At 41.7% G+C, this 14765-nt stretch carries 16 protein-coding genes; 7 read left to right on the top strand and 9 right to left on the bottom strand.

The window, feature by feature from the left end; all coding sequences use genetic code 11:
- Window positions 1-8: 8 nt before the first annotated feature.
- Entirely contained in the window at window positions 9-374 is a 366-nt protein-coding gene (locus KJK34_RS05980; RefSeq protein ID WP_223052950.1) for a hypothetical protein, read from the bottom strand.
- Between the two features lie 82 nt (window positions 375-456).
- Window positions 457-888, bottom strand: a complete 432-nt coding sequence (locus KJK34_RS05975) for a DUF4890 domain-containing protein (RefSeq protein ID WP_223052949.1) — start codon at window positions 886-888, stop codon at window positions 457-459.
- Between the two features lie 400 nt (window positions 889-1288).
- Here KJK34_RS05975 and KJK34_RS05970 point away from each other — a divergent pair, with 400 nt between their 5' ends.
- Window positions 1289-2893 (top strand): S8/S53 family peptidase, encoded by a 1605-nt coding sequence (locus tag KJK34_RS05970; RefSeq protein WP_223052948.1) that lies wholly within the window; start codon window positions 1289-1291, stop codon window positions 2891-2893.
- A gap of 56 nt (window positions 2894-2949) precedes the next feature.
- Here KJK34_RS05970 and KJK34_RS05965 read toward each other — a convergent pair whose 3' ends face one another.
- The 3 genes from KJK34_RS05965 to KJK34_RS05955 form a co-directional block, all read right to left on the bottom strand.
- Entirely contained in the window at window positions 2950-3489 is a 540-nt protein-coding gene (locus KJK34_RS05965) for a DUF4136 domain-containing protein (protein ID WP_223052947.1), read from the bottom strand.
- A gap of 68 nt (window positions 3490-3557) precedes the next feature.
- On the bottom strand, window positions 3558-5546 hold the full coding sequence (gene hutU / locus KJK34_RS05960; protein ID WP_223052946.1) for a urocanate hydratase: 1989 nt from the start codon (window positions 5544-5546) through the stop codon (window positions 3558-3560).
- Window positions 5547-5609: 63 nt separating this feature from the next.
- Complete coding sequence (locus KJK34_RS05955) at window positions 5610-5786, bottom strand: C1orf53 family protein (protein WP_223052945.1); 177 nt, start codon at window positions 5784-5786, stop codon at window positions 5610-5612.
- A gap of 28 nt (window positions 5787-5814) precedes the next feature.
- On the opposite strand from KJK34_RS05955, the gene KJK34_RS05950 reads away from it, so the two are divergent.
- The 3 genes from KJK34_RS05950 to KJK34_RS05940 all read left to right on the top strand — a co-directional run bounded on the left by KJK34_RS05950 (window position 5815) and on the right by KJK34_RS05940 (window position 8007).
- Window positions 5815-6141 carry a hypothetical protein gene (locus KJK34_RS05950; RefSeq protein ID WP_236937600.1) on the top strand — a complete coding sequence of 109 codons (327 nt, stop codon included), beginning with the start codon at window positions 5815-5817 and terminating at the stop codon, window positions 6139-6141.
- A gap of 73 nt (window positions 6142-6214) precedes the next feature.
- Window positions 6215-6697 carry a DUF1761 domain-containing protein gene (locus tag KJK34_RS05945; RefSeq protein ID WP_223052944.1) on the top strand — a complete coding sequence of 161 codons (483 nt, stop codon included), beginning with the start codon at window positions 6215-6217 and terminating at the stop codon, window positions 6695-6697.
- Window positions 6698-6837: 140 nt separating this feature from the next.
- Window positions 6838-8007 carry a GNAT family N-acetyltransferase gene (locus tag KJK34_RS05940; protein WP_236937599.1) on the top strand — a complete coding sequence of 390 codons (1170 nt, stop codon included), beginning with the start codon at window positions 6838-6840 and terminating at the stop codon, window positions 8005-8007.
- Here the strand turns inward: KJK34_RS05940 and KJK34_RS05935 are convergent.
- Window positions 8000-8899 carry a diacylglycerol/lipid kinase family protein gene (locus tag KJK34_RS05935; RefSeq protein ID WP_223052942.1) on the bottom strand — a complete coding sequence of 300 codons (900 nt, stop codon included), beginning with the start codon at window positions 8897-8899 and terminating at the stop codon, window positions 8000-8002. The two genes, KJK34_RS05940 and KJK34_RS05935, sit on opposite strands and share 8 nt — an antisense overlap.
- An 81-nt stretch (window positions 8900-8980) precedes the next feature.
- Between KJK34_RS05935 and KJK34_RS05930 the strand changes: the two genes are divergently transcribed.
- Together KJK34_RS05930 and KJK34_RS05925 are read left to right on the top strand one after the other, a co-directional pair.
- On the top strand, window positions 8981-9949 hold the full coding sequence (locus KJK34_RS05930; RefSeq protein ID WP_223052941.1) for an App1 family protein phosphatidate phosphatase: 969 nt from the start codon (window positions 8981-8983) through the stop codon (window positions 9947-9949).
- 76 nt (window positions 9950-10025) lie between these two features.
- Complete coding sequence (locus tag KJK34_RS05925; protein ID WP_223052940.1) at window positions 10026-10319, top strand: hypothetical protein; 294 nt, start codon at window positions 10026-10028, stop codon at window positions 10317-10319.
- A 50-nt stretch (window positions 10320-10369) separates the two neighbouring features.
- Here the strand turns inward: KJK34_RS05925 and KJK34_RS05920 are convergent, their stop codons facing one another.
- Entirely contained in the window at window positions 10370-12283 is a 1914-nt protein-coding gene (locus tag KJK34_RS05920; RefSeq protein ID WP_223052939.1) for an ABC-F family ATP-binding cassette domain-containing protein, read from the bottom strand.
- A gap of 53 nt (window positions 12284-12336) precedes the next feature.
- On the opposite strand from KJK34_RS05920, the gene KJK34_RS05915 reads away from it, so the two are divergent.
- Complete coding sequence (locus KJK34_RS05915; protein WP_223052938.1) at window positions 12337-12729, top strand: DUF983 domain-containing protein; 393 nt, start codon at window positions 12337-12339, stop codon at window positions 12727-12729.
- Here KJK34_RS05915 and KJK34_RS05910 read toward each other — a convergent pair.
- A complete protein-coding gene (locus tag KJK34_RS05910) occupies window positions 12719-13759 on the bottom strand; it encodes an NAD(P)/FAD-dependent oxidoreductase (RefSeq protein ID WP_223052937.1) in 1041 nt (346 codons plus the stop codon). The two genes, KJK34_RS05915 and KJK34_RS05910, sit on opposite strands and share 11 nt — an antisense overlap.
- A 62-nt stretch (window positions 13760-13821) precedes the next feature.
- Complete coding sequence (porN, locus tag KJK34_RS05905; protein ID WP_223052936.1) at window positions 13822-14748, bottom strand: type IX secretion system ring subunit PorN/GldN; 927 nt, start codon at window positions 14746-14748, stop codon at window positions 13822-13824.
- Window positions 14749-14765 lie beyond the last annotated feature (17 nt).

Below are 14765 nucleotides of genomic sequence, written 5' to 3'. Positions count from 1 at the left end.
ATTTCTTCTTAATGAGTTAATTGGTAAAGAAGTTGAGGGTTTTCATCAAGCTTGCCAACCTGGTCTTGTGGCAAACCAGACCTTAGTTTTGCTTCTATAGCTTCAGAAATAGCATCCCTACGTTCTTTGCTAAGGGTTTTATCGGCAAGAGCCTGGTGTTTATACTCAAACAGGCCTTTAAGGTTGGTCAACTGACTGTCAGAGATCTCCATATTCTCAGAAAGAGCAGTTATGTCTTTCATTACAGCTTTTTTAAGCGCTTCTCTATCAATAGTTTCCTGTTGTTGTGCAGGAGTAGCAACTTTTTTCTGTTGCGCATTGGCAGTATAGCCAAAGGCAAGCATCATAGCGAATACAGCAATTATTTTTTTCATGGTAAAACTAATATTTGTTTAGTGTTTATGAATTCAAATCTAACTAAAAATCAAAACACAACAAAACTTTAACATTGAAATTTTATCGTCTCTCTCTTTTTTTAATTTTATTCGCTCTTCTTGCTACTTTTTCTTTTCGTTCTTCCCTCATTTTTTTAAACTTTTCGAACTGCTCCGCTGTAAGTATCTTTTTCATTTCTTTTTGCATTGCAATTTCATCATCAAGCCTTTTGCTTTGCATTTCATAACGTTCGTCAGCGGTGGGTTTAACACCTTCTTCCTTGCGGGCTTTTACTGTTGCTTTTACCTGTTCATGTTTCTTGCTCTGCTCAGTAAGCAGTTTTTTAACTTCTACCTGTTGTTTCTCATTCAGGTCAAGGTCAAGGGTCATTTTCTTCAGGTGCAGTTCAACCCTTTGCTCTGGCGTTAGCCTTTCCATACGTTCACCTCTTCTTCCCTGTGCATTAGCGGTTAACCCTAAAGCCATAACTATTACTAACATCAACATTCTCATAACTCTAAATTTTTAAGATTATTAACTGTAGGACGTTAAACAAAACAAAAGGTTTAATTAATGTTACAAAAATTTTTTTCAGATGGGTTTGTAGTGTAGCTTTGCAGCGTGAAAAACGCTATAGTAATAATTACATTAATGTTGCTTGTAAAGCCTGTTATTCCGGTTTTAGAGTACATTATTAATTACGACTATATTACTAACGTGCTTTGCGAAAACAAAGAAAAGCGGAGTTGCAGATGGATTTTCAGTAAGGGTTTAATGCAATGCTACCCTTGAGCCAGAACCTTGCAGGTGGTAAAATAGAAGCAAATTACAGATGGAGCGTAAACATTAACTATAGCCTGTAAAAAATATCTAAAGATATGTTAAGCTTTTGTAGATTTGTAAAAAACGCTTTATGAGAAAATTACTATCTGTAGTATTGCTGCTGGTTGCATATTTGTCGTTAGCCCAGCCAGCTAACAAAAATTCGGTTTATATATGCCTTGACTCAGGCGCATCTGTTAATACGGTTTTACAACCTGTAACAGAACTTGCTGGTGCTGTTGTGGAGAAGGCAGTACAAATGCCGCAAGACCGTGTGGATTACCTGAAGCAACAAGCTGAAAAGATACAGGGCAACAGTGCTGCGGTTGAAAAACTGGAAAGGATATACAAAATTACTTTTACAGGTAAAGACGAAGCTTTTATAAAAAGTGTTACAGGCAAGCTCTCTTCATTAAATGGTATAGCTTATGCCGTAAGGGAACAACAACCTGTACAGCCTCCAATTGATATTTTACCCGTTACACCCGATTATTTTCTCTCTCAGGAATATATACAGGGTAACCCGGGTGTGAATATGCAGTATGCGTGGGATTTGGGTTACGCAGGGTTCGGCATTAAAGTGCGTGATATAGAATATGGCGTAAACGTAAACCATGAAGACCTGAGCGAAAAGAATGTCTCTATTGCTGCGGGAATGACCGTTTCACCTGATGCAACTGTAGCGTTTACAGAGCATGGCACAGCAGTTATCGGGGTGGTTTATGCCGATCATGGTTCTTACGGTATCAGCGGGATGGCACATGAGGCTGAAGAGGCAGTGTTGTATCCTGAATGGACGATACAGAATGGATATAACCGCATTTATGCAATTACACAGGCAATAGCCGGTTCTGATACAGGTGATGTAATTATTTATGAGATGCAGGTACCTGCATTTTCAGAATTTGACTTTGTTCCTGCTGAATATGACCCCTTAGTTTGGGATTTAACCAAAGCAGCTACCGATGCAGGTATAGTAATAGTTGCCGCTGCAGGTAACGGCAGCCAGAACCTTGACTCGACAGCATTTTCTGAATATAATAATCGTGGAGACAGTGGCGCCATAATAGTAGGCGCAGGAACGTATGATACCAACCACGACAGGTTAGGCTTCAGTACATATGGCGACAGGGTTAATGTGCAGGCATGGGGCTATAATGTAATGACAACAGGCTATGGCGATTTGTTTGCGATAGGTAATGATTTTAACCAGTACTATACCCTATTTAGCGGAACAAGCGCTGCTACACCCATAGTGGCATCATGTGCTGTAGTGTTGCAATCCTACTATTATGATAAGACAGGGAATTATTTAACCAGCCAGCAAATAAGGGACATACTGGTGCAGACAGGAGTACAGCAGGGTTTTTTAACACAGGTGCAACCCATAGGGCCGCTGCCTGATATGCAGGCGGCAATCGCATTTATAAATGCTAACCTGTTAAGCAGCCGTGACTATACTGCAGATGCTGATATGATGCGGTTATACCCCAACCCTGTAAATGATCAGCTAAGGATAGCAGTTAAAGATGATAGTGACAATTTTAAGATTAATATCCATAACACGTTAGGCCAGGTAGTTTACAGTGCGGACAAAGTAATTAGCAAGGCAGATATTGACCTTTCTGGCTTAGGTAGTGGTATTTATATTGTTGAGGTAAAAACAAAACCAAACAACATACTAAACGCATCATAAAGCAATAATTAAAAAGGGGCTGTCTCAAAAGTGAGTCAGCCCTTGTAATTATAACATTACTTTTTTTGCGGAGGGTACTCCTTTAATATCTCGGTAACAAATTCATTAATCCGTTCCTGTTTTTTCTCCCTGTCCAGTGTTAATACACCACTACCTATACCCTGCCATATCAAATCTTTTTTAGCAGCATCTATAATGTCTATATACAATGTGCCCTCGGTAGATGTATTTACTGTGGTGTAGTTGCCTCCCCACATCCACGGGTTCCAGCCCCAACCCCAGCCCCAGCCGTAGTTGTAGCCCCAGTTGTTTACATTTACCTGCTCGTTAGAGCGTGTAAACAGGTTTATCAGCATATCAGGGTTTTCACTTTTGGCGAATCCCTTTCGCTGCATTTCGGCATCTATGGCACGCATAATGCGCTTTTTGTCAAGGTCAGATATTTCAGCCTTATCTATGCCCTCTTTAAAAAAAGCATAGGTTTTATAGCGGCTGAAATCAGCGGCATCATCATAATCGGAAGCTACGCGAATGGAGCTGCACGATGAAACAAGGGCCGTTATGAATAGTACTGATAGCAATTTTATTGTTCTCATAATCCCAAAGTTAATAGTTTACATAGCAATTATGCATCAATAGCTAACAATTAACGCCGGGTTAACTATCAGCCTAACAGCGCATCATCTACTTTATTGGGTAATGTAACCTTAAGGAGCGGCTGGCTGTTCATTGCACGTTTTATAGCAAATATAGCCTCGTCATTCCTTGCCCAGCTCCTGCGGGCAATACCGTTGTTAACATCCCAGAAAAGCATTGATTCTAAGCGTCTTGATGCATCTTCAGAACCATCAAGAACCATACCAAAGCCCCCGTTAATAACCTCTCCCCAGCCTACGCCGCCGCCGTTATGGATGCTTACCCACGTTGCCCCTCGGAAGCTGTCGCCAATAACGTTATGGATAGCCATATCGGCTGTAAAACGCGAGCCGTCATAAATATTACTTGTTTCGCGGTAAGGCGAATCGGTACCACTAACGTCATGATGGTCGCGGCCTAAAATTACAGTGCCAATCTCGCCATTTTTTATAGCCTCGTTAAATGCCTTTGCAATGTTGATGCGCCCTTCAGAGTCGGCATACAGTATGCGCGCCTGGCTGCCTACCACCAATTTGTTTTGCTGGGCACCCTTTATCCAGCGGATGTTATCTTCCATCTGCTGTTTTATTTCGGCAGGTGCTGTTTTAGCCATTTCTTCCAGTACTTTGCTGGCAATTTCATCTGTTTTTTGCAGGTCTTCCGGTTTGCCCGAAGCACAAACCCAACGGAACGGCCCAAAGCCATAATCAAAACACATTGGCCCCATTATATCCTGCACATAGCTTGGGTACTTAAAGTTGATACCGTCTTTTGCCATTATATCGGCCCCGGCACGGGATGCCTCCAGTAAAAATGCGTTGCCGTAATCAAAAAAGTAGGTGCCTTTTGCTGTATGCTTGTTGATGGCATCGGCTTCGCGGCGCAGTGACTCCTGTACTTTTTCCCTGAAAAGTTCCGGGTTTTCGGACATCATATCATTAGCCTCCTCAAACGAAAGCCCAACAGGATAATAGCCCCCTGCCCACGGGTTGTGCAGTGACGTCTGGTCGCTGCCCAGGTCAACATAAATGTCTTCCTCATCAAAACGCTCCCAAACATCTACAATGTTACCCTGATAAGCTATAGAAACCACTTCTTTATTCTCTTTAGCCCTGCGCACGCGGGTTACAAGTTCTTTTATATCAGTTACCACCTCATCTACCCAGCCCTGGCTGTGGCGCGTGTGTACTGCCTTTGGGTTTACCTCAGCACAAACAGTTACACAGCCTGCAATGTTTCCTGCTTTTGGCTGAGCACCGCTCATTCCGCCAAGCCCTGAAGTTACAAATAGCTTACCTTCCAATCCTTCCCCGTTCTTAGCTATCTTCCTGCCTGCATTAAGTACGGTAATGGTTGTGCCGTGCACTATACCCTGCGGGCCTATGTACATATAGCTGCCTGCCGTCATTTGCCCGTATTGTGTTACTCCAAGCGCATTAAATTTCTCCCAGTCATCCGGTTTGGAGTAGTTAGGAATCATCATACCGTTGGTAACCACAACACGCGGAGCATCTTTATGCGAAGGGAACAACCCCATCGGGTGGCCCGAGTACATAACAAGCGTTTGCTCATCTGTCATTTCGCTCAGGTACTTCATGGTGAGCCTGTATTGCGCCCAGTTCTGGAACACCGCCCCGTTACCGCCATAAGTAATCAGTTCGTGCGGGTGTTGTGCCACGGCATAATCCAGGTTATTCTGTATCATCAGCATTATGGCTTTAGCCTGTTCTGACTTGCCCGGATATTCTGATATTGGCCTTGCATACATTTTATAATCAGGCCTAAGGCGGTACATGTAAATCCGCCCGTACTTTTCCAGCTCTTCGCTAAATTCTTTCAGCAGTTCGGCATGGTGTTGCGGCTCAAAATAACGTAACGCATTGCGCAGCGCAAGCTTCTTTTCTTCTGCCGATAGTATTTCTTTGCGCTTCGGTGCATGGTTTATGTCGGTTTCATAAGGTTTTGGCTGTGGCAAAACCGACGGAATACCTTCCTGTATCTGTTCCTGAAATGTCATTTGTTTTATTGGTATTTAGGCTGGCATGCGTAAGCACATTGGCTTGCGGTGCACAGATAACTGTTACTTTTTCTTAATTTCACCTTTATTTTTGTCGAAACCATAAGGACAGTGCCTGCAACCGCTCTTGCAGCAGTAGCCGCGCTTTAAATGGTATTTTTCGGTAAACACTTTATAGCCTTCGGGCGAGAGGTAATAATCTTCGCCTTCAGTTAATTTATCAGGTTTTTGGCTGTACATGCCAACAAATTTATGAACTTTACAATTAATGATAATAATAACATCTAAATATTTAATTCCGAAAGGATACGCAGCAATGGCACTGTTCCCGTTTCTGCTGCTTAAGGCGAAAAAATACAGCAATAACCGGGTGCTGCTCCAGCATGAAAAGATTCACTTTCGGCAGCAGGCAGAATTACTGATACTGCCTTTTTATATTTGGTATATTACTGAATATTTTATCAGGCTCGTTATCTACAGAAATCATCGTAAAGCCTATATCAACATCTGCTTTGAAAGAGAGGCTTATGCCAATGAAGCAGCCATCAACTTTTTAAGCAGCAGGCCGTTATGGAATTTTATACAGTATCTTTAAATACCACTAAATGTTAAATTATGTTAATTAATTTATACATTTGCTGTAATCACCAAACAAAATTTAGCACATTATGAATTTTACAGCAGTACTTGTAGCCGCACTGTGCACCCTGCCGGTAGGCTTTATCTGGTTTAACCCAAAGGTGTTCGGCACCATCTGGATGCGCGAAAGCGGCATGACCGAGGAAAAAGCGAAAACAGCCAATATGTTTAAAGTTTTCGGGTTTGTAATACTCTTTTCTATTATGGCTGCGTTTGTAATACAGTTTCTGGTAATACACCAGCTTGGCGCACTGGGCATGGTAGGCGGTCCGGATCTTGCGCTAACGGCAAAACCTTCTTACAATGAATTTATGACCGACTATGGGCATGCCTTCAGGACTTTTAAGCACGGCATGCTGCACGGATTTATGTCGGGGCTTTTCCTGGCACTGCCCATTATTGGCACAAATGCTATGTTTGAAATGAAAAGCTGGAAATACATTTTTGTAAATGCCGGCTATTGGATTGTGTGCTTTACCCTTATGGGCGGCATCCTTTCTGCATGGGAATAAAAAAATAACTTATACCTTTGGGGGGCTGTCTCAAAAGTGTCATTCTGAACGGAGCAATAGCGAAGTGAAGAATCTTAAATGATTGATTTCTTTAAGATTCCTCCTATCTTCGGAATGACAAAATGCTGGTAAAAGCACTTTTGAGACGGCCCCTTTTTTATTACAACACTTTGGGCAAATACAGCTACAGTATATACGACAGCACATCGGCACTTCCGGAAGAATGGGATACCATTGCCCGCGCAAATATATTCCTGTCACGCAATGGTTTGGCGATTTTAGAAAAAGCGCCTCCTGCCAATATGGAATGCCACTTTGTGGGGCTGTTCAGCAATGGCCGGTTGTGCGGTATAGCCCTGATACAGTATTTAGACCTTGCCCGTGTGGCTACATTTAAAAACCAAGAGCGCTCTTTTTGCCTTAAAGATTACCTTATCAGGAAGTTTTCTTCGCACGTGCTGTTTATCGGTAATAATACCCTTACAGGGCAAAATGCTTATCTGCTTAATAAAGAGATTACTGAGGCAGAAGCCCTGAGCCTTTTGCAGATGGCAATGCTTAATTTAAAGAAAGAATATCATAAAAAAGGAAAGCGCATACACCTGTTGGCAGTAAAAGATTTTAATGAAAAAGAAATGCCTGATTTTGAGGCTGCGGGTTATAACAGTTATTATAAATTCTGCACACAGCCTAATATGATCTTTACCATACGCCCCGGGTGGCAATCGGTAGAAGATTATCTATCAGAACTCAATACTAAATACCGAACACAGCACAACCGCGCACGAAAAAAAGCAACCGGCATAACCAAAAAGAAGCTTAGCCTCTCAGAAATTTCAGCATTAAGCGCGCGGATACATGAACTGTATCTTACCGTAGCTGAGAAAGCTGCTTTTAATACCTTTTACCTGCCGCTGAATCATTTTGAGGTAATGAAGCGGGAACTGAAAGATAATTTCAGGTTTTACGGCTACTTTCAGGGCGAGAAGCTGGTTGGGTTTAACACGGTGATAAAAAATGGCTCCGACATAGATACCTATTTTTTAGGGTATGATGAAGAAATTCAGAAAGAGAAAATGCTGTATCTCAATATGCTGTATGATATGGTTGCCTATGCCATAAAAAAAGGATTTAAGCATATCATTTTTGCACGTTCTGCCATGGAAATCAAAAGCTCAGTAGGCGCTCAGGCCGAAGAAGTATTTGGCATTATAAAACATACCAACCCTGTCCTGAACCTGTTCATAGAAAAGCTTTTTACTTATTTCGACCCAAAAGTGGAGTGGAAAGCGCGCAGCCCTTTTAAGTAATATTTTCCGGTTTTGCAGGCACTGCCACCTTCAGTTGTCTGTGCAGTATCTTTACACGCAGCCTGTCTTCTTCACCATAAAATTCTCCGTCTATCTGAAAGCTCACGGGCTTGTCGGTTACAATCAGTGCTTCTTCAGTACTTATAATCTCTACATCTTCGTTATCATCTACAGGTATGTTGCCTGCCAGTATTTTGCCTATGGTAATAATGTCAAGGCTCTTTAAGATTATAACTTCAAACTTGCCGTCATTAAACTTACCTATCGGGTTTATTGTTACCCCTGTGCCATATTTATTGGTATTGGCTATTACTACCATTCGCGCTTCAGAAGTTGTTTTCTTCCCGTTGGCTTCTATGGTAATCCAGAAAGGGTCATCCAGGTCGGTCAGGGTATTAATAATCTGCAGCGCATAACCCAACTTACCACGCACGCGCCCGCTCTCATAATTTTTTATAAGTGCCGCATTAACACCAAGGTCGCTAAGGTGAAGGCTTTTTTTGCCGTTTATATCAACCATGTCCATCTCAACATATTCACCTTTACAGGCTATGGCAAGATTGTCTTCTATAGTTTTCGGCAGGTTAAGATCTACTGAAAGCCCGTTTGCGGACCCTGAAGGCAGCACCCCTATAACCACATCTTTATATTCCAGCGCTTCGGCTACCATTTTTATGGTACCATCGCCCCCTGCTACCAGTATGCGTTGCGGGTTGTGTTCATCAAAAAGTTTTTTTATCGCGTCTTCATCGGCTTCGCCGGTTGTTTCATATTCAATAAGCGTTACCTCCTGCCTGGCGGTAAAATCTTTAACCTGCTGGGTAAGGTTTGCTTTGTCCTGCCCCCCTGCTATCGGGTTCACCACGAGTATAAAAGTATCCTTTGGCTTCATCTTAACTTTTTGAATAGAGAAATTTCGAATAAAAGTAAGTAAATTGGATGGTGAAATATCTTATGAAATATATAAATTTTAATGAAGCCGATTTTAAAGTTATACCGCGGTTATGCCAATGAACAGGAGCTGATTGTTTTCGGGCATGTTTTTAAACCCAATACTGCCAATGACTATGAGTTTGAGAAAAGGCGGTTTAAAAATGCCCGCTCTATAATCAGGATGTTTATGGTAAGCACCATACCCAATGAAGATGTTTACCTCGAGCACAACGGGCAGGTAATACACACCAAAGCATTAAATGACGGCTATTTTAAATTCTGCATTCCGCTCAAGCATGAAATCGGCTACGGCTGGACCGATTATTATGTGAGTATATACCATAATGGCGAAGAGATACGTGAAAAGGGATCATATATAAGGCCATTTAAAGGCGATTTAGGCTTCATTTCTGATATAGATGACACTTTCCTTGTCTCACACACCCGAAACTTCTTTAAAAAGCTTTATATACTGTTATGGAAAAACGTAAACGACAGGCGGCTGTTTGAAGGTGTGGTTCCCCACTACCAGGCACTAAGCACCGCGGGGAGGAACAACAAAGAAGAGCGCAACGCTTTTTTTTATGTATCGAGCAGCGAGTGGAACCTGTACAGCTTTATTGTAAAATTTACCAAGATACACGAATTGCCCAGGGCTGTTATGCTGCTTAAGGATATAAAGACCAGCCTTGCCGATTTTTTAGTGACAGGGCGCGGCAACCACAACCATAAATTTGACAAGATAAAGCACATACTGGAATTTTATCCGCATTTGAAATATACCCTGCTGGGAGATGACAGCCAACACGACCCTTACCTTTATGAGAATATTTGCAAAATTTTCCCGCAGACGGTCATAGCAGTATATATAAGGCAGACAGGGCGCAGCAAAAAACCGAAAGCTGTTGCAGCACTGCAAAACATAGAATCTTTAAATATTGCCGTTTGCTATTTTAAAGACAGTAACGAGGCTATTGAGCACTCCCGAAAAATTGGGATAGTTTCTTAAAATTTAGTTATAGCCGCTCGGCGTGTAAACCTAATTGTTTAATTTAGGAAATATTAACCATAAAGAACCTATAACTATGAGAAAAATGATGATGCTTTCGGGAGCTATTGCAGCGTTGCTGCTGGCATCCTGCAAGGATAAAAAAGAAGAGCCTGAAATGCCTGCAACACCGCCACCGGTAGAGAACCCGGCACCGCCTGCAACACCGGAGCCAACCGTTAACACAACCGTACCTGTTGAAGAAGATAATGACGGCACATCGGTAAATATAAACGAGGATGGTGTTAGCGTGCAAAACAAGAATGGTGACAAAGAAAATAATGTAACCATTTCTCGTGACAAGAAAGAAATCCAGATAAAAACGGATTAATAAATCAAAAGTTGCCTCAAAATATGATTATTTCTTGAGGCAACTCTTTTTTATGCCTGTTCCAGTTCTTCCTGAACCTGCTCCCACTCTGCCATCAGGTTGTCAAGTTCTTTTTTCTTATTTTCATAAGCCGTAAAAAATGCGGCATCTGCCATCAGCTTTTCGTAATCTGACGCAAGGCGTTTATCATCATGCTGAATGTCATTCTCAAGGCTTTGTATCTGGCTCTCTATTTTAGAAAGCCTATTTTGCAGGGTTTTGTTTTTCTTCTGCTCCTCATAAGTAAGTTGCGGCTTTGCCTGTTTCTGGGCTTTATCTTCCTTAACAACTTCGCGTTTTTCAACCTCACGCATGTTCTGCATGTTGCGCTGCTCCAGGTAAAAATTGATATCGCCTAAATACTCCCTTATCTTGTGGTCTTTAAATTCATAAACAATGTTGCTTAGCCCCTGCAGGAAATCCCTGTCGTGCGATACCAGCAGTAAAGTGCCCTCAAATTTATTAAGGGCGGCTTTTAAAACGTTTTTAGACTTTATATCAAGGTGGTTGGTGGGTTCATCCATCACAAGCACATTTATGGGCTGTAACAGCAGTTTACAAAGCGCAAGGCGGTTTCTTTCGCCCCCTGAAAGCACCTTAACCTTTTTCTCTACATCATCTCCCCTGAAAAGGAACGCGCCCAGCATATCCCTCACCTTGCTGCGGTTACTGTCGTTAGCGGCATTCGTCATGGTATCAAGAAGAGTAATTTCACCATCCAGGTACTCGGCCTGGTTTTGTGCAAAATAACCAAGCTGAACATTATGCCCCAGCTTAATTGTACCTGTGTAGTCTATATCGCCTGTAATTGCCTTAATTAATGTGGACTTACCCTGGCCGTTCTGGCCCACAAAAGCTATTTTACTGCCACGCTCTACAAGCAAGTCGATATCCCTTAAAATGGTTTTATCACCATACTTTTTGGTAACATTTTCTGCCTCTACAACAACCCGCCCGGGCGTAACGGAAACCGGAAACGATATATTCATAACAGAATTATCATCTTCATCAACTTCTATGCGCTCAACCTTATCAAGCTTTTTAATGAGTGACTGAGCCATTGAGGCTTTAGATGCCTTTGCCCTGAATTTTTCGATGAGCTTTTCGGTATGCTCAATCATTTTTTCCTGGTTCTTTTGCGTGGCAAGCTGCTTTTCCCTTATTTCATTGCGCAACTCAAGGTATTGCGAATAAGGTTTCGGGAAGTCATATATTTTTCCAAGAGATATTTCTATTGTGCGGTTGGTAACATTATCAAGGAACATTTTATCGTGCGATACGATTATTACAACTCCCGGATAGCTTTTCAGGAAATTTTCCAGCCAAATGATACTTTCTATATCAAGGTGGTTGGTAGGCTCATCCAGCAGCAGCACGTCGTTATACTGTAAAAGCAATTTGGCAAGTTCTATACGCATACGCCATCCACCCGAAAAAGTATCGCTAAGCTTGGTAAAATCTTCGCGCTTAAAACCAAGTCCTAATAGTATCTTCTCGGTGTCACCCACATAGTTATAGCCTCCCAGTATTTCATAATGATGCGTTACATCGCTAAGGTCTTCTATAAGTTTGCTGTACTCTTCGCTTTCATAATCCGTACGGGTAGCAAGCTGGTGGTTTATGTCTTCAATGCGGCTCTCAGCCCTCTTAATCTCTTCAAAAGCCTGATAAGCCTCATCAAGTACTGTTCGCCCCTTTACAAAATCAATATCCTGTTTCAGGAAACCAATCTTAACCTCCTTTTCGGTAGCAATGGTACCACTATCGGGTGCAAGTTCGCGCGATAGTATTTTAAGCATGGTAGATTTTCCTGCCCCGTTTTTGCCCACAAAGCCTACCCTGTCGCCTGCCCCGAGCCTGAAGGTTACCTCTTCAAAAAGATAAGTACCACCAAATGAAACCGATAGATTATGTATGTTCAGCATTATAATTGTCCTATTAAAAGCGTAAATTTGAGGATATAAATTTCAATTTGCAAATGTTTAAAAAAGGATCTAAACTCTATAGTATTTTAACAGGAACCTGCCCGCGCTGCCAACAGGAGAGTATGTACATTGATAAAAATCCGTACCACCTGAGCAAAGTGTATAAAATGCACGAAAAATGCAGCCACTGCGGACTTCATTATAAAATAGAGCCATCCTTCTTTTACGGAGCTATGTATGTAAGTTACGGGCTTGGTGTGGCCTTCAGCGTTGCGGCATTTGTTATTGCTTATATTCTTATGGGCACAAGCCTTAAAACATCTTTTTTTGCCATTATAGGTACGCTTGTAGTCTTTATGTCCGTTATAATGAGGCTTAGCCGCAATATCTGGATCAACTTCTTTGTTAGCTACCGCAAAGATGCAGATAAAAAACCTAAACCTTAAAACGGTTAAGGTTCACTTCTTTTGGCACAGGTATGTTATTTTCGATACTATCGAAAAGATGTCTTGCCATTGGCGGGCCCAGCATAACGCCACGCGTACCTAAGCCGTTCAGCAAATGTAAATTTGAATACATGTGATGCGTACCAACCAAAGGTTTCCTGTCTGTCACTGTAGGGCGTATTCCTGCAGTCTGCCCTATAATTTCATAGGGACAGTTAATAAGTTCGTCCAGTTTTTCAACAAGTTCAGCACGTGCCTTTTCGGTGGGTAAAGTAGTTTTGTCTTCCCATTCGTATGTTGCGCCAACTTTATATATATCGTTACCGAGGGGTATTATAAACACATTGCCTTTTGCAATAACATTAAGGTTAAGGCCGGGAGCTTTTATCAACAGTAGCTCGCCCTTTGTACCATTAAGCGGCAGATAGTTAAAGTATGGGTTGTTTTTAAGCCCAAAACCTTCTGCAAAAACTATATGCTTAGCTTCTATACCTTTATAGCTGACGCTGTCGGTGTTTACCTGTAATTCAGAATATTCAAAAGCTTCAATTAAAAACCTTGATTGTTCTGTCAAAAAGTTATAATATTCTTTGAGGAATAACGCAGTATCCATATAACCTGTACCGATGACCCTGCCAAAACCATAAGTTGCCGGAAGGCCAATATAGTTTGTATGCTTTACATCTGTATCAAGAAAAGGTTCTAATGCAGGCTTATCTGCTGCCTGAAACCAATTGTTCTGTTCTTCTACAGAGGCGAATTTGCGATAAACCGGAATATCATGCATGAAAGAAACACCAAGCCTTTGCTCTATATGCCTGTAAAACGGCATAATGAATTGCATGTGTGCAGCGGCATCCAATGGCAAATTGAGGCGCTTTAAAATAACAGGATTATACACACCACCTGCAACCGTTGTAGCGCTACCGGACGTTTCGGTAATCAGCACAAACTCTTTTTGATTTAAAAGGCAGGTTTCAGCAAAGCTAATGCCTGCAATGCCGCCGCCAACTATGATAAAATCTTTCATGGGTACAAAAATAAAAAACTCTTACCTCGCGGTAAGAGTTTTTATAGTATTATGAAGAATTATTAATAATTCCACATGTCTTGTTCAAAGTTGCGTATCTTATCTTTAATACGCTCAGACTCTAACAACTGCATTTGTGCGTTGTCTTTAAGGTATTCCTTAATAAGCCTGTCACCATAAACGTTTTCCTCTTTATAAATTACAGCACTAAAGCGCCTTGAATTTAACAGGTGGTCAAAAGTAATAGGCATTGCAGAGTTTTTCTCATTAAATGCTTTGTGGCGGTGCAGCACATCTCTCGCACCCGGATAGAATACCCAGAAAAGCTCGATAGGTTCAGCGGTGTCACCCATACGCATTTTACTAAGAGCATCTACAGCAAGTGGGCAGATTCCCAAAATCCTGTACTTAAGCTCGCCCTGCCTCTTATCGAAGTACCATGTACCAACAATATTGTAAGCAGCAACGTCATTGGCTGTTACTTCCTGAGTATCAAAATGCTCAGCAGTAAGTACGCCTTTAGCTTTAAGTGCTTCTTCAGTTTCTCCCGGATAACGGTTAAGAACCTCCACACCATAGCTGTTTAGCATGCTAACGTAAAAGTTAGACTGTATCTCTTCAAGGGTTTTCTTTTGTGTAAAATAAGAATCAGCATACACTTCTGTAAGCGTACTGTCTTTTATAGCTGTAATAAGAACGTTGAAAAGCGATTTCCTGTCGTCTCCAATATTCTCTTCAACCGGGAAAAGAAGTGGGAAGTTAATCCTTTGGTTAAGGTCTATTGTTTCCCAAACTTTTTTGGCGAACAAAACATCCCTGTCACCCACGTAGCCGTATGGCAGCGGGTTATCATTATCCAACATTTCCTGCTCTGCAGTTTTTTGTCCGATCTCATCCGGCGTTTTAGCGTTTAGCAGGTTAGATTGTGCTGTAGCAGAACCTACACCAGCCAAAAACAATGCCGCTAATAAAAAACTTTTGCTATTCATATCCTCTTTGTTCTATA

It is taken from the genome of Flavobacterium coralii, assembly GCF_019891545.1.
GTDB lineage: Bacteria > Bacteroidota > Bacteroidia > Flavobacteriales > Flavobacteriaceae > Flavobacterium > Flavobacterium coralii.
This window is presented reverse-complemented; position numbering and strand designations above follow the sequence as displayed.